17 protein-coding genes are annotated in these 22044 nt (G+C 40.6%); 14 read left to right on the top strand and 3 right to left on the bottom strand.

Annotated features, from left to right (window positions below):
• Positions 1-7: 7 nt before the first annotated feature.
• Complete coding sequence (pfkB, locus tag NDN60_RS00730; protein WP_011374749.1) at positions 8-925, bottom strand: 1-phosphofructokinase; 918 nt, start codon at positions 923-925, stop codon at positions 8-10.
• Entirely contained in the window at positions 925-1677 is a 753-nt protein-coding gene (locus NDN60_RS00735) for a DeoR/GlpR family DNA-binding transcription regulator (RefSeq protein WP_011374748.1), read from the bottom strand. Before NDN60_RS00735 ends, pfkB begins: the two co-directional genes overlap by 1 nt.
• A gap of 199 nt (positions 1678-1876) precedes the next feature.
• Between NDN60_RS00735 and NDN60_RS00740 the strand changes: the two genes are divergently transcribed.
• The 11 genes from NDN60_RS00740 to NDN60_RS00790 all read left to right on the top strand — a co-directional run bounded on the left by NDN60_RS00740 (position 1877) and on the right by NDN60_RS00790 (position 15418).
• Entirely contained in the window at positions 1877-2971 is a 1095-nt protein-coding gene (locus tag NDN60_RS00740; RefSeq protein WP_011374747.1) for a DUF871 domain-containing protein, read from the top strand.
• 158 nt (positions 2972-3129) lie between these two features.
• Positions 3130-4422 carry a GTPase ObgE gene (gene obgE / locus NDN60_RS00745; protein ID WP_011374746.1) on the top strand — a complete coding sequence of 431 codons (1293 nt, stop codon included), beginning with the start codon at positions 3130-3132 and terminating at the stop codon, positions 4420-4422.
• 138 nt (positions 4423-4560) lie between these two features.
• A complete protein-coding gene (locus NDN60_RS00750) occupies positions 4561-6489 on the top strand; it encodes an acyltransferase family protein (protein WP_011374745.1) in 1929 nt (642 codons plus the stop codon).
• A gap of 34 nt (positions 6490-6523) precedes the next feature.
• On the top strand, positions 6524-7462 hold the full coding sequence (gene rnz / locus NDN60_RS00755; protein WP_011374744.1) for a ribonuclease Z: 939 nt from the start codon (positions 6524-6526) through the stop codon (positions 7460-7462).
• A gap of 5 nt (positions 7463-7467) precedes the next feature.
• Entirely contained in the window at positions 7468-8277 is an 810-nt protein-coding gene (locus NDN60_RS00760) for an SDR family NAD(P)-dependent oxidoreductase (RefSeq protein WP_011374743.1), read from the top strand.
• Between the two features lie 8 nt (positions 8278-8285).
• On the top strand, positions 8286-8684 hold the full coding sequence (locus NDN60_RS00765; protein WP_011374742.1) for a LapA family protein: 399 nt from the start codon (positions 8286-8288) through the stop codon (positions 8682-8684).
• A 174-nt stretch (positions 8685-8858) separates the two neighbouring features.
• Positions 8859-11453 carry an ATP-dependent chaperone ClpB gene (gene clpB, locus NDN60_RS00770; protein ID WP_099947664.1) on the top strand — a complete coding sequence of 865 codons (2595 nt, stop codon included), beginning with the start codon at positions 8859-8861 and terminating at the stop codon, positions 11451-11453.
• Positions 11454-11819: 366 nt separating this feature from the next.
• On the top strand, positions 11820-12002 hold the full coding sequence (gene rpmF / locus NDN60_RS00775) for a 50S ribosomal protein L32 (RefSeq protein WP_004270395.1): 183 nt from the start codon (positions 11820-11822) through the stop codon (positions 12000-12002).
• Positions 12003-12108: 106 nt separating this feature from the next.
• A complete protein-coding gene (locus tag NDN60_RS00780) occupies positions 12109-12663 on the top strand; it encodes a DUF1836 domain-containing protein (protein ID WP_011374740.1) in 555 nt (184 codons plus the stop codon).
• Between the two features lie 197 nt (positions 12664-12860).
• The gene (gene yjeM / locus NDN60_RS00785) at positions 12861-14393 is read left to right on the top strand and encodes a glutamate/gamma-aminobutyrate family transporter YjeM (protein WP_056946652.1); all 1533 of its coding nucleotides are present in this window, start codon (positions 12861-12863) and stop codon (positions 14391-14393) included.
• A gap of 149 nt (positions 14394-14542) precedes the next feature.
• Positions 14543-15418 carry a hypothetical protein gene (locus tag NDN60_RS00790; RefSeq protein ID WP_016265192.1) on the top strand — a complete coding sequence of 292 codons (876 nt, stop codon included), beginning with the start codon at positions 14543-14545 and terminating at the stop codon, positions 15416-15418.
• Between the two features lie 49 nt (positions 15419-15467).
• Here the strand turns inward: NDN60_RS00790 and NDN60_RS00795 are convergent, their stop codons facing one another.
• A complete protein-coding gene (locus tag NDN60_RS00795) occupies positions 15468-15644 on the bottom strand; it encodes a YjzD family protein (protein WP_011374737.1) in 177 nt (58 codons plus the stop codon).
• A gap of 122 nt (positions 15645-15766) precedes the next feature.
• Here NDN60_RS00795 and dnaE point away from each other — a divergent pair, with 122 nt between their 5' ends.
• The 3 genes from dnaE (at position 15767) to pyk (ending at position 22034) form a co-directional block, all read left to right on the top strand.
• Complete coding sequence (dnaE, locus tag NDN60_RS00800) at positions 15767-19099, top strand: DNA polymerase III subunit alpha (protein WP_112212594.1); 3333 nt, start codon at positions 15767-15769, stop codon at positions 19097-19099.
• A gap of 132 nt (positions 19100-19231) precedes the next feature.
• Positions 19232-20191, top strand: a complete 960-nt coding sequence (gene pfkA / locus NDN60_RS00805) for a 6-phosphofructokinase (protein WP_011374735.1) — start codon at positions 19232-19234, stop codon at positions 20189-20191.
• 82 nt (positions 20192-20273) lie between these two features.
• A complete protein-coding gene (gene pyk, locus NDN60_RS00810; protein ID WP_011374734.1) occupies positions 20274-22034 on the top strand; it encodes a pyruvate kinase in 1761 nt (586 codons plus the stop codon).
• Positions 22035-22044: the final 10 nt, after the last annotated feature.

A 22044-nucleotide genomic window follows, 5' to 3' on the forward strand; every position in this document is an offset into this window, starting at 1 on the left:
TTTAAAATTAATCAACTTGTGTGATTTCAATTTGTGGTAAGAGTTCGTTAATCTTAGCGCTAGTCGCTAAATCTTCTGAAAAGGCTGTGGCACTGCCACAAGCAAGACTTGTTTTGAAAGCAGCTAGTGCATCGTGATGTTGCGCGAATGTCCCGACAAAGCCGGCAATCATTGAATCACCAGCACCAACGGAATTAATCACAGTCCCTTTAGGGGTGCCACCGAGATAAGCGTGGTCTGGTGTAATTAAGAGGGCGCCATCACCGGCCATTGACACCAGTACGTGTTGGGCACCTTTGTCTAATAATTTGCGTCCGGCAGCGATGATTTCACCTTGGTTAGCAAATTGTGTGTCGAATAATTCAGCTAGTTCATGGTGGTTGGGTTTAATCACCAATGGCTTTTCAGCTAAAGTATCTAATAAGGCTTGACCAGTTGTATCAATTACGAATTCAGCATTGTGCGCTTGAATCATTGGAATCAAGTCTTTATAGAAGCTAGCAGGTAAGTTAGGTGGCAAACTGCCTGACATGAAGACGATATCGCCGGCTTCTAATTTAGCCAGTTGTTGCTTCAAGTTATCAACAGTACCAGCTGAAATGTGAGGGCCTTGGCCGTTGATTTCAGTTTCTTCAACGCTATCTTTTAACTTGACGTTAATCCGTGTATCTTCTTCAACTTCTGTGAAGCGACAGTCAATAGATGCATTATTGAGTTTGTTTTGGATGAATTGACCGGTGAAGCCACCGACAAAACCCAGCGCAACACTAGGGAGTGCTAATTCAGCAAGGATTCTTGAAACATTAATCCCTTTACCACCAGGTAGCTTCACGTCAGATTGAACGCGGTTGACGTTACCTGTATTTAGTTTTTCAAGTTGGATGACGTAATCGATTGATGGATTCGCCGTAATCGTATAAATCACTATAAAACCTCCTGTAAATCTGTATGTGTTTGATAAGTTTGACGTAGTGCAGGGGAGAGTTGATCGGTAATCAGTTGAACTTGCGTAAGTTCGGCAAATTTACTAAATGAAACGGCATCAAATTTTGTATGATCAGCTAGGACCATCGTTTGGTTAGCCTGTTGAATCGCGAATCGCTTGAGCGTTGCTTCTTCAGGATCGGGCGTTGTTAAACCTGAATATTGGTCAACACCGTTAGTTCCTAAAATCGCTTGGTTAAATTGAAATTGGAGCAGTGTTTCTAAGGCGCCCGCACCGACCATCGCTTTGGTCTTATTTTTAACCCGGCCACCTAATAGGTAGGTTTGAATATGATGATCAGCTAAAAGTGAAGCTGTATCAACACCGTTAGTTACAACGGTTAAATTCATTTCAGGTGTTAAATAAGGGATGATTGCTTGAGTTGTTGTGCCGGCATCCAGATAGATGACGCACCCTAATTGAATCTTAGAAGCTGTAAACTTAGCAATTTCATTTTTTTCGTGAACGTTTTTGCTCGTTTTTTCGATTTGCCCTAATTCAACCTGTAATTTATTGAGGCGTTTAGCACCGCCATGAATTCGAGTGACCAATCCTTGTTCTTCCAAAAGTTGAAGGTCACGACGAATAGTGGATTCTGATGCGTCTAATAAGCGGCATAACGCTTTCATTTTGACGACATCTTGTTGTTGTAATAAATCCAGGATGGCTTGGTGCCGTTCTTCTGTTAACATATCAAAAACCTCCGTGCATTCATTATGTCATCGTTTACAATAAAAAGCAACCAAAATATTTCAAAAACGTTCAAAAACAATCAAATGAATTTAAAGAGAACTGAATTTATAATTGCGTAAAGGTTTTCATTGATGAGTCATCTATGATAAACTAAAAGATGTTAGGGCGGTATAGCCCAATTTTTAGGAGGTAATAGACATGGGAAAATTAGGCGTTTCAATTTATCCAGAACGATCAACTTTTGAAAAGGATGCGGCTTATCTAGACCTTGCACATCAATACGGGTTTAAACGAGTCTTCACATCATTATTAGAAGTCAGTGGTGATCAAGATGCGGTGCTTACTAATTTCAAGCGCGTGGTTGATTATGCAAATCAATTAGGGATGCAAGTGATGATTGACATTAATCCTGGTTTGTTTGAACAACTTGGTATTTCCTATGATGATTTAAGTTTCTTCCATGAATTAGGTGCTTGGGGAATTCGGTTAGATAACGGGTTTACAGGCCAAGAAGAAGCGAAGATGACCCGTAATCCATACGATCTTAAAATCGAAATTAATATGAGTCAAGGGACAAGCTATGTTGACAATATTATGAGTTTTTCACCTAAACGGGCTAACTTATTGGGCTGCCATAACTTCTATCCACATCGTTATTCCGGTTTAGGGGAAGACTTCTTTAACCAATGTACAGCGCAATTTGCACAGTATAATTTAAATACGGCTGCTTTCGTTAATTCACATGAAGCGACTTTCGGACCTTGGCCAACACAAGATGGCCTACCAACGATGGAAGTTGATCGGGACTTAGCGATGGCGACCCAAATGAAACATTACATGTTAATGGATAATATCGATGACATCATTGTTGGCAATGCGTATGCTTCCGAAGCGGAACTAAAAACAATGCAAACGGTCTTTAATGCAGAATTCCCAGCGATTATGATTGATGTGGCTGAGGATATTACGGCTGATGAACGCAAGGTATTATTTGAAAGCTTACACAGTTATCGTGGTGACCGTTCTGAATACATCCTGCGTTCAACAATGACGCGGGTCATTTATAAAGACTTACCATTTGCAGCCCACAATACAGTTGATATAAAACGGGGCGATATCTTGATTGACAATGTTGGCTACGGCCAATACAAAGGCGAAACCCAAATTGCGCTTCAAGCAATGCCAAATGATGGTCGGGTAAACGTTGTGGGCCATATTGCACCAGATGAATTATTCTTATTAAAATATTTAAAACCTTGGAGCTCATTTAAATTAATCCCGAATGCACAATAAGCGTTATACTGAAGACGATGATTAATGCGTCTTCTTTTTTTACTTAAAAATCATTAATTAGAAGACTTTATGATTGATTATGACGTTGTCTGTTTACTTTTAGCCTAAATTTAGGTAGTATATAAGGTACTGTTTAGAAACGAGAAGGAGTCAAAATAATGTTTGTAGATCAAGTCAAAATTGATGTGAAAGCTGGTAAAGGCGGCGATGGTGCTGTTGCATTTCGTCGTGAAAAGTTTGTGCCACTTGGCGGACCAGCCGGTGGCGATGGTGGTCGTGGTGGTAGTGTCATTCTAGTCGTAGATGAAGGTCTACGGACATTAATGGACTTCCGCTACCGTCATCACTTTAAAGCCAATAGTGGTGGTAACGGTCAGAATAAACAAATGTATGGCCGCGGTGCCGAAGATACATTTGTCCAAGTGCCACCTGGTACAACTGTCCGTGATGCCGACACAAATGAATTGCTAGGCGATTTAACGGAAGATGGTCAAGAATTAGTGATTGCAAAGGGCGGTCGTGGTGGCCGTGGCAACATGCATTTCGCAACCGCTAAGAATAGTGCCCCTGAAATTGCTGAAAACGGCGAACCAGGCCAGGAACGTAGCATTCAACTCGAATTGAAAGTCTTAGCTGATGTTGGGTTAGTTGGCTTCCCATCTGTTGGGAAATCAACATTACTTTCTGTTGTCACAAGTGCTAAACCTAAGATTGCGAGCTACCAATTTACAACATTGGTGCCTAACTTAGGGATGGTTCAACTGGATGATGGCCGTGATTTCGTATTAGCCGATCTACCAGGGTTAATCGAAGGTGCCTCAGATGGTGTTGGTTTAGGGATTCAATTCTTACGTCACGTTGAACGGACACGAGTTGTTTTACATTTAATCGAAATGGACGATCAAACTGGTCGTGATCCATATGAAGATTACCAACAAATTAATCATGAATTAGAATCATATGATCCAAAAATCTTGGAACGTCCACAAGTGATTGTGGCAACTAAGATGGATCTACCAGGCTCAGCCGAATTATTAGCTGAATTCAAACAAAAATTAGCAGCGGCTGGTGATACACATGAGATTTTCGAAATTTCAAGTATTACGCATCAAGGTGTTCAACCATTGATGAACAAGACAGCCGATTTATTAGCTGAAACAGCAGAATTCCCAATGGGTGATGTTGAAGAAGCACAAACACAAAAACTTTATCAATATCAACCAGAAGGACCAGCCTTTAACGTCGAACAAGATGAAGACGGTACGTTCTACATCACAGGTGAAAAGGTTGAACGTCTCTTCAAGATGAGTAACTTAGATCATCAAGATGGTGTGATGCGTTTTGCCCGTCAATTACGTTCTATGGGACTTGACGAAGCATTACGTGAAAAAGGCGCTCATGATGGCGATTTAGTGGCAATTGATAACTTTACGTTTGAATTTGTCGAATAATAGGGTTCAAAAAGGAAGAAATTCGACTCTGGATTCTTCCTTTTTCTATAGCATCAATATAAAAAAGAGCTTCAAGTAGGCAGTGGTGGGAAACATTGCTATAATGTTTTATATTAGAATATAGAGTAGGTTGAGAAAATGGCAGGGAAAAAGCGCTTAAATAACAGTCGTTATATTACTGGGTTTGACGGATTACGGGCTATTGGGGTTATCGGAGTTATTTTGTATCATTTGATGCCGTACACTTTTACAGGTGGTTATCTAGGCGTTCCGATTTTCATGGTGGTTTCGGGCTATTTGATTACGGATTTACTGGTCCAAGAATGGGAACAAAATCATTGGATTAATTTGAAGAGTTTTTATTTACGACGTGTTAAGCGACTCTATCCGGGTTTATTGACGATGTTGTTTGCGACAGGTGCGTATATTACTTTATTTGAACGGCAGATGTTGCATAACTTAAATCAAATTATTATCACTAATATTTTGTATGTTTATAATTGGTGGCAAATTGGCCATGGTCAATCTTATTTTGATCGGTTTGCTAATAATGAATCACCCTTTACACATTTATGGACGCTTTCGATTGAAGGTCAATTTTATCTGTTATGGCCGTTTGTCGTTGTCGCATTAATTATTGGCTTTAAGAATAAAGGCCGGATTGCCCGTGTTTTATTAGGTGCTGGTTTAGTTTCGGCAATCTGGATGGCCATTCTATATCATCCAAATGCGGATCCAAGTCGGCTTTACTATGGGACAGATACTCGGATGTTCTCAATCTTGGTGGGGGCTGCTTTAGCTTTTGTCTGGCCATCGACAGCTTTGAAACAAAAGATTATTCCGCGCCAACGATGGACCTTAGATGGCATTGGTCTTTTGAGCACCATTACAATGTTGATCTTAATGGTCAAAATGAATGCAGAAAGTGCCTTTGTTTATCGGGGTGGCTTATTCATCTTTAGTTTACTAATCTGTGTCTTGGTAGCAGTTGTTGCACATCCAGGTTCAGATTGGAATCGCCTATTAACCAATCCAGTCTTTAACTGGTTAGGAAAACGCAGTTATGGGATTTATTTGTATCAATTTCCAGTGATGATTTTCTTTGAGGGCGTCTTTAAAAATGTTGCTGCACATCCGGCTTTATACCCAGTGATCGAAGTCGCGATTATTTTCGGACTAACTGAATTGTCATATCGCTTTATTGAACAACCATTGGCCCATTATCCATATCAAGAATTAGGGCAGAGAATGCGTCAATTTGTTAAACACCCAACGTTAAATCGGCAATCCGGTTTAGTTTTTGGGATGGCAATTGTCTTTTTAGTGGGCCTTGTAGGTGCGATTCAAGCACCGGGGCAACCAGCGCCGGATGCTCATAAATCGGCACTTGCGGTTAATATTCAAAAGAACAAAAAAGAAAATGATGCTCGTAATAAAGCCTTAGTTGAAAAGGCCAAGGCTCAAAATAAGCAACAGAAAAAGGCTAAATCAAAAGCACAAGCTGATAAAGAGGCCGAAGCAGCGGCTCAAAAACACCCAGTTAACCAAGAATATGAGAAGTACGGGTTAACACAGGTTGAATTGCAAAAAGCCCAATCGATGCCAATTACAGCAATTGGGGATTCTGTATTGCTCGATGCTGGTAAAACGTTGCAAACACTGTTCCCTAATATGTTGGTGGATGCCTCTGTCGGTCGCCAATTGAACAAGAGTACGCCAGTTGTTGATAGCTACGCCCAAAAAGGCGCGCTTAGCGATACGGTTCTAATTAGTTTGGGAACCAACGGCTCATTTACCCAAGCGCAGTTAGATGAATTTATGGCTGCCATTGGTAGTCAACGTAAAGTCTTTTGGCTAAATGCATACGTGCCAACGCGGCCTTGGCAAAATGATGTTAATCAAATGCTTAAAGGAGCCGCTAAGGAGTATCCAAATCTAACGATTATTAATTGGTACGATCAAGCAAGAAAACACGGTGACTGGTTCTATGATGACCAAGTGCATCCTAATCCGATTGGTGTGAAAGAATATGCGGCGATCGTTACAAAAGCGTTAGTTAAGCAGTAATTGATTTAAATTTAATATAGAATGGAAGAGTTAGATGGAATTAGAATTTCTTGGTACTGGTGCGGGTGTTCCTGCCCGTCAACGTAACGTCACGAGTATTGCATTAAAATTATTGGATGAACGGAATGAAGTGTGGTTATTCGACGTTGGTGAAGCAACGCAACACCAAATTCTTAAAACAACGTTAAAACCACGGAAAGTTAAGAAAATCTTTTTAACGCATTTGCATGGTGATCATTTATTCGGGTTACCGGGCTTCTTATCAAGCCGTTCATTTCAAGGTGGCGACGAACCGTTGACGATTTATGGCCCCAAAGGAACAGAAGAATACGTTCGGACGAGTTTAAAACTTTCCGAAAGTCACTTAACGTATGCCTTGAAGTTCGTTGTATTACCAGAAAATGGTGTCATTATTGATGACAAAACATTCCGGGTCGAATGTGCAAAATTGGATCACCGGATTGCAAGTTACGGTTTTAGAATTGTTGAAAAAGATCATCCTGGTGAATTACAGGTTGAAAAACTACAAGCTGACGGTGTCCCTTCAGGTCCCGTTTATGCCCGGATTAAAAATGGTGAAACAGTCACATTGAGTGATGGCCGCGAAATTGACGGTCGTAACTACATCGGTAACGCACAAAAAGGACGGATTGTGACCATTATTGGCGATACCCGCAATTGTGAAGCGATTACGCGCCTAGCCGAAAACGCCGATGTTTTAGTCCATGAAAGTACATTTGGCAAGCAAGAACAAAAAATTGCGCGTCAATACTACCATTCAACTAATATCAATGCAGCCAAGGTTGCCAAAACAGCACATGTCAAACGCCTATTACTCACGCATATTTCAGCCCGTTATTTAGGCCAAGCTGTGCGTGAATTACAAAATGATGCCCGCGATATTTTCAAAAATACGCGTGTCGTTAGCGATTTAGATTTGTATGATATTCCATTTCATGGTCGGAAGGAGTAATTAAAATGCAAAATTTAGCAGCATTACAAGACTTAAAACAAAAGATTGTGGTGGTTACAGGGGGTTCGTCAGGTTTAGGCCGGGCAATTGCCTATGAAGCAGCTAGCAAAGGTGCCATTGTCGTCGTTTTAGCACGGCGTCAAGCAGCTCTAGAAGCGGTTCGTGACGAATGTCAACGGCTCTCAGGCCAAGCAGCTTATGCTTATCAATTAGATGTCAGTGCCCCAGAAGCGATTGAAGCAGTTGTTGCGCAATTAACAACAGAAGTGGGGATACCGGATGTTTTAGTGAATGCTGCTGGGTTTGGTCATTTTGAAGAAGCGCTAGCAACACCGATGCCTTTGGTGGAACAGATGTTTAGAGTGAACGTTTTAGGCTTGATGTATTTGACGCGGGCCATTGGATCACAGATGATCGAAAAACAACGTGGGCACATCATTAACATTGCCTCAATGGCCGGTAAGATGGCGACACCTAAATCAGCAATCTATTCAGCGACTAAGTTTGCCATTGTAGGCTACTCAAACGGATTGCGGCTTGAATTGAAACCATTTGGTGTTCAAGTGACAACTGTTAATCCAGGACCGATTGATACCGCCTTTTTTGATATTGCTGATCAAACTGGTAACTATCTTAAATCGGTTAACTGGATCGTGCTTGATCCAGATCAACTCGCACACAAGATTGTGGGGGCTATTGGGCATCCTAAGCGCGAAATTAATGCACCGTGGTTGATGTCACTAGGCGCCCAATTTTATCAATTGGCACCCCATATTGGTGACTACGTCGCTGGTAATTTGTTTAATAAGAAATAGGAGGTTGTATGATGAAAAAGCAAGGTCGTTTAATTACAATTTTAATTCTCGCACTAATCGTGGTGGTTTTTGCCGTTTTGAATGTTAATCCAGTTGCCATTAATTTTGGCTTTACAACGGTTGATTGGCCCTTGATTATCGTGATCGTTGTGTCGCTTTTAATCGGTGCGATTATCACATTCTTAGCCGCAACTGGGAGTTCATTGAGCCAACGTAAGGCGCAAAAGCAATGGACTAAAGAAAAAGCAGATTTAGAACAAGGTCAAGAAGCAAAAATCAAAGCCGCAGTTGAAGCAGAACAAGTTAAGCAAAAAGCAACGTATGATAAATTATTGGCTGATAAAGAGGCTGAATTACACGAAATGAATGCCAAAATGAAGCAATTAATGCAATCAAAAGAAGTTTAATTTAAATAAGAGGCACTAACCGAATTTATTTTGGTGGGTGCCTCTTTTTTATTAGACTTAAGTCCTATCTTTGAGCATTAGTCTTGAATGTTTGACCTATTTTGACTATCATAGAATTAGTCAATCAGTATTGACGTTTAATTCAAAAAATAAACCTAAAAAGGAATGACGTTTATGAATCCAGAACAAATGACACAAGCTGTTCAAGATGCAATTGCAGAAGCACAAAATATTGCAAAAACGCGTCATCAAACAGAAATCGATGTCCCACATTTATTTAAATATTTAATTCAACCCCAACAACTGGGTCGGCAAATCTATCAGGAAGCGGGAATTGATTTAACCGCACTTGAAAGTGAAATTGATCGCGAGATTGATACGATTCCAACAGTTGAAGGTCAAACAAACTATGGTCAAAATATTTCACAAAATCTCTATCAAGTTTTGAACGCGGCTCAAACTTACATGCAAGAGTTTCAAGATGAATTTTTATCAACTGAAACGGTTATTTTAGGGTTGATGAAGTCTAAATACAATCCGTTAGTACAATTTTTACAAAAAAATAACGTCACGACTAAACAATTAAAAGATATTATTACCAAATTAAGAGGAGGCGAGCGTGTGACATCTAAAAACCAAGAAGATAACTACCAAGCGCTTGAAAAATACGGCACTGATTTAGTGAAAGCTGTTCGTGAAGGTAAGATGGATCCCGTCATTGGTCGGGATGAAGAAATTAGAAACGTCATCCGGATTCTTTCTAGAAAGACCAAGAATAACCCAGTTTTAATCGGCGAACCCGGTGTTGGTAAAACAGCGATTGTTGAAGGCTTAGCCCAACGAATCGTTAGAAAAGATGTGCCTGATAACTTAAAGGATAAAACCATCGTCTCACTTGATATGGGGAGCTTAATTGCGGGTGCTAAATATCGTGGTGAGTTTGAAGAACGACTAAAGGCGGTCTTAAAAGAAGTTAAGAAGAGTGAAGGTCGGATTTTAGTTTTCATCGACGAAATTCACACAATCGTTGGTGCTGGGAAGACTGAAGGCAGCATGGACGCCGGTAATCTTTTGAAACCGATGTTAGCGCGTGGCGAATTACACATGATTGGCGCGACAACGCTTGACGAATATCGTCAAAACATTGAAAAAGATAAAGCCCTCGAAAGACGATTCCAAAAAGTGTTAATTCAAGAACCAACCGTTGAAGATACGATTAGTATTTTGCGGGGGTTAAAGGAACGTTTCGAAATTTTCCACGGTGTTCGTATCCATGATAATGCCCTAGTGGCGGCTGCAACGTTATCTAACCGCTACATCACAGATCGCTTCTTACCTGATAAGGCAATCGATTTAGTCGATGAAGCGAGTGCTAATATCAACGTTGAAATGAATTCGCAACCCACTGAGCTCGATCAAGCAACGCGGCAATTAATGCAATTGGAAATTGAAGAAGCGGCATTGAAGAATGAAACGGATGCGGCTTCACAAAAACGATTAGCCGAAACGCAAAAACAATTAGCTGATTTACGGGAAACGACGAATAGTTTGAAGATGCGTTGGGAAACCGAAAAAGCTGATTTGAACAAGATTAACGACAAAAAGGAAGAATTAGACCAGGCAAAACGGCAATTAGAAGATGCCCAAAGTAACTACGATTTGGAAACAGCTGCTAAATTGCAACACGCCACCATTCCGCAATTGGAACAAGATCTTGCTGACCTTGAAAAGGCTGAAAAACCAGAGGATTGGATGGTTCAAGAATCAGTTACCGAAAACGAAATTGCGACAGTTGTTAGTTCGCAAACTGGGATTCCAGTCGCTAAATTAGTAGCAGGTGATCGGCAAAAACTATTACAATTAGCTGATCATTTACACGAACGGGTAATTGGTCAAGACCAAGCTGTTGATGCGGTCACAGATGCCGTTTTAAGAGCGCGTGCTGGCTTGCAAGACCCTAATAGACCTTTAGGCTCATTCTTGTTCTTAGGCCCTACTGGGGTTGGTAAAACGGAATTAGCTAAGGCTTTAGCTGAAGACCTCTTCGATTCTGAGCGACACATGGTCCGAATCGATATGAGTGAATACATGGAGAAATACTCAGTATCGCGACTTGTTGGTGCGGCACCTGGTTATGTCGGTTATGAAGAAGGCGGTCAATTAACGGAAGCTGTTCGTCGTAATCCATATACAATTGTCTTGTTAGATGAAATTGAAAAGGCCCATCCAGATGTCTTCAATATCCTTTTACAAGTCTTAGATGATGGTCGTTTGACCGACTCACAAGGGCGTACAATCGACTTTAAGAACACAATTATCATCATGACCTCTAACCTGGGTTCTGAAATCCTCTTGGACGATGTTGATGATCAAGGTCAAATTTCAAAAGAAGCAGCTAATAGCGTTCAAACCTTAATTCAAACGAAATTTAAGCCGGAATTCTTGAACCGAATTGATGATACGATTATGTTTACGCCATTGAGCTTGCAAGATGTCGAACAAATTGTAGTTAAAATGTTGGCTGATTTATCACATCGTTTAGCAGATCAAGAAATCACATTGACGATTTCTGAAGACGCTAAGTTATGGGTCGCTAAAGAAGGTTATGATCCAGCGTTTGGGGCACGACCATTACGGCGTTATATTACAAATCGGATTGAAACACCGTTGGCCAAAGAAATTATTGCCGGAAACGTTTTACCTAACACAACAGTTGAAATTGGTCTAAAAGACAATCAATTAGTATTTGAAAACAAAGCAACTGACTAATTTTTGCAAGAAGCTTTTTCAAAATAGTCGGATTATGATTGATTTATCAAGATTTGTATTATACAATTACGTGTAATCAGTGATTGACTTTGTGTTTATTAAAAATAAGATTAAACATGAATTCGAGGTTGAAATGATGAGTTTCAATCTCGAATTTTGTTTTGATTGAATGCCTTGAGTAGATTGTTTTTTATGAAATAACTTGCTCTTGTTACGTAAACATAGTATTATAGAAGTCGCGGACAAAAGTAGTGGGACGTCTAATTGATTTTAAATCAATTTAGCAAAGATTGATTTAATCCTTGCTAAGTTCCCTGAGTTCGGTATATCATTAATGAATCTAAGATATAAAGGAGTCTGAAAATAATGGCAGTTCCAGCAAGAAGAACATCAAAGACGAAGAAACGTATGCGTCGTGGACATATCAAATTGAACACACCAAACGTACAATTCGATGCAACTAATGGCGAATACCGTGTAAGTCACCGTGTTTCACCAAAAGGTTTCTACAAAGGCGAACAAGTTGTTACACCAAAAGCTAACGACTAGTCTTAGTTAAGAGGTTCCTTCGGGAAGCTCTTTTTTTATGCCTTATTATGGTTTTTGAAACTAGATGATGATATAATTGTAATTAAATATAAGGAGGCTGATTATTATGAATAATGAGCTATTAAAACGAGACTTAAATCAACTACAACTATTACAATTACCTCGCTGGACAGATTTACCAGGTTTGAATTTATATATGGACCAAGTCGTCAGCTATATCAATCAATATTTAGAAGTATTGGATCTAGATGAAATCACTGCTGCGATGATCAATAATTACGTGAAGAAGGGGTTAGTCGTTGCGCCGGACAAGAAGCGCTATGCTAAACAACAAATCTCACAAGTCTTGATTATTGCGTTATTAAAGACTAATTTTTCAATTGAAGAAATTGGCCGCTTACTGTCAGTGGGAACAGCGACTGATCGTAACGAAAAGCAACTCTATGATTATTTTATTTTGACGTTCTTAGATGCGATTCATCAATTGGACGAAGAATACAGTCCATTTGAACAAGGGACCAAACCTGCTAACGGCTTAGTGACTGAAACCCAAAAAACATTATTGAAGTTAGCTTGTCAGAGTGTGGTTTATAAGATTGCGATTCGGATTACCGTTAAAAAGGATCAAACGACAACGTTAAAATCGGCTGATAAAAAATAAGTAATTGAAAAGATTATTAATTTTTGGTTAAAAAACAAAATAATTAGATTAGAAAACGAAATAGAGCGTTTACCTAAACCAGTTTGCACCGTAAAATGAAGATGACTAGTTAGTTTGTTATTAATTTAATAATGAACAATATTAGGCAAATGGCTATTATTCTTAGACCATTAAACTATTTGAAAGAGGTGTTTGGGGTGGCAGAAAAGAAAAAGACGAGTAAGTTGACTTTAGGGGCACTTATTCTCATGATTTTCACGTCAGTCTTTGGTTTTACAAATATTCCACGAGCGTTCTTCTTAATGGGATATGCATCAATTTTTTGGTATGTTTTAGCAGCTGTAACCTTCTTTATTCCTTACGCATTTATGCTTGGGGAAATGGGCGCTGCCTTTGGTGAAGCTAAGGGTGGGATTTATTCTTGGATGGAAAAATCCGTCAATGCTAAATTTGCCTTTATTGGGACTTTCATGTGGTTTGCGTCATACATCATTTGGATGGTTAACGTTGGGAACGGGATTTGGATTCCATTATCAAATGCTATTTTCGGAGTTGATAAGACGCAAAGTTGGACATTCTTTGGGCTAACCAATGGTGTGCAAACATTAGGAATTCTTGCTATTATTTGGATTATTGTGATTACTTTTGTCACATCCAAAGGGCTTGATAAAGTCAAAAAAGTAACAAGCATCGGTGGTTCAGCCATCACATTGATTAATGTGATCTTATTCTTAGGTGGGTTATTAATCCTGATCCTAAAAAAGGGTGTTACAGCACAACCAATCACGGCTAAGGCCTTTTTCCAATCACCTAACGAAAGTTATACATCAATGATTCAGGTCTTTAGTTTCGTTGTATTTGCAATCTTCGCATATGGTGGTTTGGAAGTTGTTGGTGGGTTAGTTGATGAAACAGAAAATGCTAAAGTCAACTTCCCTAAAGGGTTAGCAATTTCAGCAATCGTGATTGCAATTGGTTATGCCATCGGGATCTTCATGATGGGGACATTTACTAACTGGGATTTCGTCTTCAAAACAGGCGGCGGTTTTGCTAAAGTAACTGGCTCAAATGCCGAAGTTACTTTAGGGAACGTTGCTTACATTGCGATGAATAACATGGGTTACCAATTAGGGCTTGCGCTTCATATGAGTCATCACGCTGCAATTCAAGTTGGGATTTGGTTAAGTCGTTATATGGGTCTTTCAATGTTCCTTGCACTTACTGGTGCATTCTTTACATTGATTTTCTCACCTCTTAAGACGATTATCGAAGGCACACCAGCTGAATTATGGCCTAAGTCATTCGCTAAGAAGAACAAACATAACATGCCAGTTAACGCGATGATCGTGCAAGCTGCGATTGTAATTGTAATTATCGCTTTTGTTGCCTTTGGTGGTAAGAGCGCTGCTAAGTTCTTCGAAATTTTAACAGCCATGACAAACGTTTCAATGACATTACCATACTTATTCGTTGCCTTTGCCTTCTTTGGTTTTAAGAAGGATAACAGTATCGAAAAGCCATTCACGATTTATAAGGGTAAAACCTTCTACAAATTCTGTGTTTGGATGGTAATGTTCACAGTTGGGTTCGCCAACGTCTTCACAATTATTCAACCTGCAATCGACGGTAACCTTGGCCAAACATTCTGGTCAATTGCCGGTCCAGTCTTCTTTACAGTTGTCGCATTGATTATGTTCAATCGTTACGAAAAGAAAACAGGCTTAAAATAAAAAGATTAATAAAGGTCACCGGATCTGCGGTGGCCTTTTTGGATGGCGGAAATATTTGTGACACGTCGTCGTTTTGACTTGAAATGTTGTTCTAAAAGGGTTACGCTAAAAGCTCATTAACGATAATTTCTATGAAAAGGTGACGAAAAATGAAAAAAACAGTAGTTGGATTAGTCGTGAGTTTGGGATTAGTTAGTTTACTAGCGGGCTGTGGCCAAGCAAAGTTAACGACTTCTAAAACAAATTACCATCAAAATGGGATGGTCGCAGTTGTCAAAGGTACCACTAATAAAAAGGCGCACTTAAGCTATCAAATTGACCAAGGCGCAACGCATAAAACAAGCGTTAGAGAAGGCACATACGTTGTTCAAGTACCAACAACAACCAAACAACAAACGGTCACGTTAAAGGCTAAAACGGGCTCAAAGACGATTGAAAAGAAAGTTACGGTGGCAGCAGGCACCGCTGTTGGTCAATACCAAGCGATTGCCGACAAGTATAATCAAGCTGTTATTGGCATGGCGTTATCAAAGGCAGACCAAGCCAAAGCGCAAAGCTTACAAAAACAAGCGGCAGCAGCCAAAGCCGGTCAATTGGCACCAGCCCAATTAATGGCACTCCAACAAACGCAAAAAGATGTTCAAGCAGCTATGCAACAAGCTAAAACGGCTAAAAAGGATCAATTATTACCAGCAAAACCAGCTGACGGCGTTCATCAATTGGTGAAAACTGATAACGTTGTGATCCGAGGGGCAATTGCTGATCAAGATGTGATGGGACTTACTTTAATCGCACCAATTAAAGCGCTTAAAGATAAAGCGGCTTTGAAGGAATTCGGAACGAGTTTTGCGTTACTCGCTCAATCAACAGGTGCGGATTCTAAGAAGGTCATGTCTGAATTTAGTAAGTTTACGAAGAAGAATAAGAAGAGCAACCAAACGACAATGAAGACCATTACTTCAAATGGCGTTAAGTTTAATACCGGCTTTTCTGCAAGTCATTTATACATCTACATTACAAAATAAAGCAAAAAAAAGGACGACCCAACATTTTCGTTGAGTCGTCCTTTTTGTCTTATGCTGCTGGGTCTTTAGGTAAAACAAGGGGTACTAGGTTGAGTAAAATCCCAAAGATGACTGAGACAGTCAACGTTGCTTGAACATTAAAGTCCAATTTAACTAACTTAGAACCGATGAAGCCGACAACGAATCCGAAGATTAGCGTCCAAAAAAGCGTCATAACGTATTTCATGATTGACCTTCTTTCTTTCATGCAATTCTATGATATTGTAACACGTTTTACAACGAGATTCATTTGAAATAATTTGTTATACTGGAATTATTAGAATCTGTCATCAGAAAGAAGGGGCGTTCTTGGCATTTGTGCAACTCCAGGTTAAGAGTACCTATACGCTCTTAGAAAGTACCACTAAAATTACGGATTTAGTAACAGCCGCCAAAGCGCGTGGCTATCAGAGTTTAGCGTTAACGGATAAGAACGTTGTCTATGGGTTAGTTGATTTTTATAAGGCTGCCAAAGCAGCCGATATTAAGCCGCTATTGGGGATCACAATTGAAGTTGGCGGACTTATACAGACTGACGAACGGTTTCCGTTGATTTTACTGGCCAAAAATTTAACGGGTTATCAAAATATTTTAAAAATTTCAACGAAAATTATGACGCAATCAGAATTAGTCCCATTTGAGGCGGTTCAATCACTATTACAGCAGTTGGTGGTTATCACGCCGAGTCAAGATGGCGAGTTAGTACGCTTGTTAATGCAAAACGATGCAACGGCAGCACAGACCTATATTGAGCGATTAAAGGCGGTTGTCGATGCAGATAGTCTTTATCTAGGGATTAGTGCTAAACAAGCCGCTAGCCGACAGCGAGTGCCTCTGGGACAATTAAGCCAGCAAACGGCAGTACCGCTAGTTGCTTTAGGGGACGTGCGGTATTTAGAACCGGAAGATGCATTTGCGGTTCAAGTCCTGCAACATATTAAAGCGGGTACGCAGGTTAATCTCCAAACACCGCAAGCGCCAGGTGGCTACTTTTTAGAAGATGTGCAGCAGGCAACGGCCGCCTTTGAAGCGTTACAACTGGCAGAAGCCGTCGCTAATACGCAAAAAATTGCGGCTCAATGTCAGGTGGATTTATCGTTCAAACGGGCCCAGCTCCCCCAATTTGAGACACCAGCGGGGCAATCAGCCGCCACTTATTTAAAGCAACAGAGTCAAGCGGGCTTGCAAGCGCGTTTTAAGACACAGCCTATTCCAGAAACTTACCAGACACGATTAGACTACGAGTTACAGGTCATCAACGAGATGGGTTTTGCCGATTATTTTCTCATTGTCGCCGATGTGATGCAATACGCCCACCAACAAAATATTATGACAGGTCCAGGGCGTGGGTCGGCTGCCGGTGCGCTAGTGGCATATGCGCTACGGATTACAGATGTTGATCCGATTCGGTATCAATTACTGTTTGAACGGTTCTTAAATCCTAACCGGGCCAATATGCCGGATATTGATTTGGATATCCCGGATAACCGTCGGGATGAAGTGTTAGATTATGTTTATCAAAAATATGGGCAAAATCACATGGCCCAAATCATTACGTTTGGGACCTTGGCCGCTAAGATGGCGTTAAAGGACGTCGGTCGGGTCTTTGGCCTCAGTCAGTTTGAAATGAGTGCTTGGTCTAAGGCGATTCCAAACGTTTTAAAAATTACGCTCCAAGAAGCTTACGATCAGTCGCAAGCTTTTAAGAACCTCGTAGCAGATTCTCAACAAAATCGCTTACTATTTGAAACGGCGCAGCGAATTGAGGGCTTACCACGCCATTATTCAACCCATGCGGCGGGAATTGTGTTGAGCCAAGCGCCATTAACGGAAACCGTTGCGCTGCAAAGCGGTGGCGATGAAATTGAGTTAACCCAACTACCAATGGGCAATGTTGAAGAACTAGGATTGTTGAAGATTGACTTCCTGGGTCTAAGAAACTTAGGGATTTTAGCGAATATTGTTAAATTAGTCAGCCAACAAACAGGTCAGCCTTTTAATCCGCAAAATATTCCGTTAGATGACCCAGCAACGCTAGCGTTATTTCAACAAGGCGATACAAACGGCATCTTTCAGTTCGAATCAACAGGGATTAAAAATGTTTTACGGCGCTTGAAGCCGACTTCTTTTGAAGATATTGTCGCAACCGATGCGTTGTATCGACCGGGGCCAATGGAAAATATTGATACCTTCATCGATCGTAAAAGTGGCAAAGTGCCGGTGACCTATCCGGATGATTCGTTGGCTGAGATTTTGCAACCAACTTATGGTATCTTGGTGTATCAAGAACAAGTCATGCAGGCGGCTTCTAAGATGGGCGGTTTTACCTTAGGGGAAGCCGATATCTTACGGCGGGCAATGAGTAAGAAGAAAAAAGCAGTGATTGATGCGAGTCGAACCAAGTTTATCGAAGGCGCGCTGGCTTTAGGTCATACCGAGCAAGCCGCGACAACGGTCTACGACTATATCGAACAGTTTGCCAACTATGGTTTTAACCGGTCGCACGCGGTCGCTTACAGTAAAATTGCCTTTTGGTTGGCTTATTTAAAAGTTCATCAACCAGAAGCCTTTTTCGCAGCGGTTTTAAATGCCGTCTTAAATCAAGGAACAAAAACTAAAACGTATTTAGCGGAAGCAAAGAAGCGACAATTATCAGTCTTACCACCCGATATTAATCTCAGTCAGCGTTATTTTAAGGTGACAGATGCCGGGATTATTTTTGGGTTATACAGTATCAAGGGTTTACGACGGGATTTTGTAGCGGCAATTTTGGATGAGCGCCAAACGGGTGGTCCGTTCAAATCTGTGTTACAGTTTCTACAACGACTAGACGCGAAGTATCTCAAAAAAGAGGCGCTAGTGGCGTTGATTTACAGTGGGGCCTTTGATCAATTTAATCCCAATCGCAACGCACTTTTGATGAATCTCGATGATTTATTGGATAGTGTTAAGTTAGCTGGCGATAATATGTCGTTATTCGAAATTCTAGCACCCAAAGAAAAAACGGTGTCTAATTTGACGTTAACGGAGCGCTTGGACAAAGAAGCGGAGTACCTGGGGGCTTATCTTTCAGGGCATCCGGTAGAAAAGTATGAACGTGTCCGTCGGTACTATCACGTGCCGGAAGTTAGTGACTTAGCACCCAATCAAAATGTCCGACTAGTCTTATTTGTCCGCCGAATTAAGGTGATTCGAACGAAAAAAGGCGAGCAAATGGCTTTTGTGACGGGACAAGATGCCACCGGCGAGATTAGTGTTACGCTGTTTGCATCGGTTTATCGGCAAGTAGCAGATTGGCTGACCAAAGAACAAGTGATTTTAGTCATAGGAAAGACGGAACAACGCCAAGAGTTGCAACTTATCGGTAATCAGATTATGTTAGCGGAACAAGCGCAAAAAGGGTTGCCTAAGGCCACGCTTTATTTACGACTATCTGCGGATTTAACGCGTGAACAGCAACAAAAAATGTACCAACTACTCGAAAAAAGTCGAGGGCCAATCCCGGTAATTCTCTATAATTCAGCAACGAAGAAGTCAATTCTTTTGAACGAACGCTATTGGATTGCGAACGATGAAAAATTAACGACGGCGCTTACAACCTTACTGGGGCCTACAAACGTTATTTTAAAGGGCTTTAGTTAGTTTAGTTTTGAAAATAAGTTTGTTAAAAACTTCTGAAAAGACAAGACTTCTTTTCAGAAAAGTGATAATATATTAGTGACTTTGAAAGACCAAATCGGTTTTTTAAGTAAAATATTTGCCTGGGGTGAAAAGATGAAACGCATAGGTATTTTGACAAGTGGTGGGGATGCACCTGGTATGAACGCTGCCGTCCGTGCCGTTGCAAGAAAAGCAATGCATGAAGGCCTTGAAGTCTATGGTATCAATTATGGTTACGCTGGCTTAGTTGCTGGTGATATCTTCAAGATGGATCCAATTACGGTTGGAGACAAGATTCAACGTGGTGGTACATTCTTATACTCAGCACGTTATCCAGAATTTGCACAAGTCGAAGGACAATTGAAGGGTATTGAACAACTCAACAAGTTCGGTATCGAAGCTTTAGTTGTTATCGGTGGTGACGGTTCTTATCACGGTGCTCTTCGTTTGACTGAACATGGTTATAACGCAATTGGTCTTCCAGGAACAATTGATAACGATATTCCATTTACAGATCAAACAATTGGCTTTGATACAGCTGTTAACACAGTTCTTGAATCAATTGACCGTATCCGCGATACGGCTGCAAGTCATGAAAGAACTTTCGTTGTGGAAGTAATGGGCCGTGGCGCTGGCGACATCGCTTTATGGGCTGGTGTAGCCGGTGGCGCACAAGACATTATTATTCCAGAACGTGATTTCGACGTTAAGGCCGTTGCTGAAAAGCTACGTGCTTCACGCGAACATGGCCAAAAACATGCTATTATTGTTTTGGCTGAAGGCGTTATGCATGCCGATGAATTCTCAGAAAAACTTTCTGAATACGGCGATTTCCACTTACGTTCAACTGTTTTGGGACACGTTGTTCGTGGTGGTTCACCAACAGCTAGTGATCGTGTATTAGCTAGCCGCTTAGGCTCAAAAGCAGTTGAATTATTGCTTGAAGGCAAAGGCGGGGTTGCACTTGGGATTGAAAAGAATGAAATTATCGCACATGATATGTTAGACTTATTCAATCACAAGCATCACGCAATGTTAGATCTTTATGATTTAAATGAAGATTTAGCTTACTAGTATTTTATAGTTCTACCCAAAATTCGTTAAAATGACTGTAAAGTCTTTTAAAAAAACAGACATAAAAGGAGAGATTCCACTTATGAAGAAAACCAAAATCGTAAGTACACTTGGACCCGCAAGTAACAGTGTTGAAATCATCACAAAATTAATTGAAGCAGGTGCTAACGTATTCCGCTTTAACTTCTCTCATGGTGATCATGAAGAACATTTAAGCCGTATGAATATGGTTCGCGAAGCTGAAAAAGCTACGGGCAAAACTGTTGGTATCATGTTAGATACTAAAGGTGCTGAAATCCGGACAACTGTTCAACAAGGTAAGAAATTTGAATTACACACTGGTGAAGTGGTACGTATTTCAATGGACGATACTCTTGAAGGAACACCTGAAAAAATTGCCGTTACTTACCCAGGTCTATACGACGATACTCACGTTGGTGGCCACGTTTTAATCGATGATGGTTTAGTGGATCTTAAGATTATTGAAAAAGACGAAGCAAACAAAGAACTTGTTACTGAAGTTCAAAACGATGGTATGGTTGGCTCACGTAAAGGTGTTAACGCACCTGGTGTTTCAATCAACTTACCTGGTATCACAGAAAAAGATGCTAGTGACATCCGTTTTGGTTTAGACAACGATATCAACTTTATCGCTGCAAGTTTTGTTCGTAAACCTCAAGATGTTTTAGATATCCGTGAATTATTAGAAGAAAAACACATGGAACATGTTCAAATCTTCCCTAAGATTGAATCACAAGAAGGTATCGACAACATTGACGATATCATGAAAGTTTCAGACGGTTTAATGATTGCTCGTGGTGACATGGGTGTTGAAATTCCATTTGAAAACGTTCCTTTCGTACAAAAGAACTTGATCAAGAAATGTAATGCTATTGGCAAACCAGTTATCACAGCTACACAAATGTTGGACTCAATGCAAGAAAACCCACGTCCTACACGTGCTGAAGTTAATGACGTTGCTAACGCTGTTATTGATGGTACTGACGCAACAATGCTTTCAGGTGAAAGTGCTAACGGTGACTACCCAGTAGAAGCTGTTGCAACAATGGCCCGCATTGATGAAAGAACAGAAAAATCATTAACAGATCGCGATGCATATGCATTGAAAGCATACAGCAAGACTAACTTGACAGAATCAATTGGCCAAGCTGTTGCACATACTGCACGTAACTTAGGTATCAAGACAATCGTTGCTGCTACAGAATCAGGTTCTACAGCACGTATGATTTCTAAATACCGTCCACAAGCTGATATCTTGGCTGTTACATTTGACGAACGTACACGTCGTGGTTTAACAGTTAACTATGGTGTATACCCAGTTATGGCTAAGAAACCTGCTAATACAGATGATATGTTCAACTTGGCTACACAAACAGCTCAAGAACATGGTTTTGCTAAAGAAGGCGACCTAATCTTGATCACTGCTGGTGTTCCTGTTGGCGAACGTGGCACAACAAACGTTATGAAGATCCAATTAATTGGTTCAAAATTAACACAAGGCCAAGGTGTTGGCGATGAAACAATCGTTGGCAAGGCTGTTGTTGCTTCAAATGCTAAAGAAGCAGCTGAAAAAGCTGTTGATGGTGGTATCTTAGTTGTTAAAGCAACTGACAAAGATTACTTACCAGCAATCGAAAAATCAAGTGCTATCGTTGTTGAAAACGGTGGTTTAACATCACACGCTGCTGTTGTTGGTATCGCTATGGGTATCCCAGTTGTTGTTGGTGCTAAAGACGCAACAGAAGCTATCAAAGATGGCGAAGTTGTTACTGTTGATTCACGTCGTGGTATTGTTTACCGCGGTGCAACAAACGCTCTTTAATCATACGCTG

This window comes from Latilactobacillus sp., assembly GCF_033176295.1.
Lineage (GTDB): Bacteria > Bacillota > Bacilli > Lactobacillales > Lactobacillaceae > Latilactobacillus > Latilactobacillus sakei.

Excerpts from the sequence above, each read along its gene's own strand:
- NDN60_RS00735 (WP_011374748.1), bottom strand. The coding sequence starts at position 1,677 with ATGTTAACAGAAGAACGGCACCAAGCCATCCTGGATTTATTACAACAA.
- NDN60_RS00740 (WP_011374747.1), top strand. The coding sequence starts at position 1,877 with ATGGGAAAATTAGGCGTTTCAATTTATCCAGAACGATCAACTTTTGAA.
- obgE (WP_011374746.1), top strand. The coding sequence starts at position 3,130 with ATGTTTGTAGATCAAGTCAAAATTGATGTGAAAGCTGGTAAAGGCGGC.
- NDN60_RS00750 (WP_011374745.1), top strand. The coding sequence starts at position 4,561 with ATGGCAGGGAAAAAGCGCTTAAATAACAGTCGTTATATTACTGGGTTT.
- rnz (WP_011374744.1), top strand. The coding sequence starts at position 6,524 with ATGGAATTAGAATTTCTTGGTACTGGTGCGGGTGTTCCTGCCCGTCAA.
- NDN60_RS00760 (WP_011374743.1), top strand. The coding sequence starts at position 7,468 with ATGCAAAATTTAGCAGCATTACAAGACTTAAAACAAAAGATTGTGGTG.
- NDN60_RS00765 (WP_011374742.1), top strand. The coding sequence starts at position 8,286 with ATGATGAAAAAGCAAGGTCGTTTAATTACAATTTTAATTCTCGCACTA.
- clpB (WP_099947664.1), top strand. The coding sequence starts at position 8,859 with ATGAATCCAGAACAAATGACACAAGCTGTTCAAGATGCAATTGCAGAA.
- rpmF (WP_004270395.1), top strand. The coding sequence starts at position 11,820 with ATGGCAGTTCCAGCAAGAAGAACATCAAAGACGAAGAAACGTATGCGT.
- NDN60_RS00780 (WP_011374740.1), top strand. The coding sequence starts at position 12,109 with ATGAATAATGAGCTATTAAAACGAGACTTAAATCAACTACAACTATTA.
- NDN60_RS00790 (WP_016265192.1), top strand. The coding sequence starts at position 14,543 with ATGAAAAAAACAGTAGTTGGATTAGTCGTGAGTTTGGGATTAGTTAGT.
- NDN60_RS00795 (WP_011374737.1), bottom strand. The coding sequence starts at position 15,644 with ATGAAATACGTTATGACGCTTTTTTGGACGCTAATCTTCGGATTCGTT.
- pfkA (WP_011374735.1), top strand. The coding sequence starts at position 19,232 with ATGAAACGCATAGGTATTTTGACAAGTGGTGGGGATGCACCTGGTATG.
- pyk (WP_011374734.1), top strand. The coding sequence starts at position 20,274 with ATGAAGAAAACCAAAATCGTAAGTACACTTGGACCCGCAAGTAACAGT.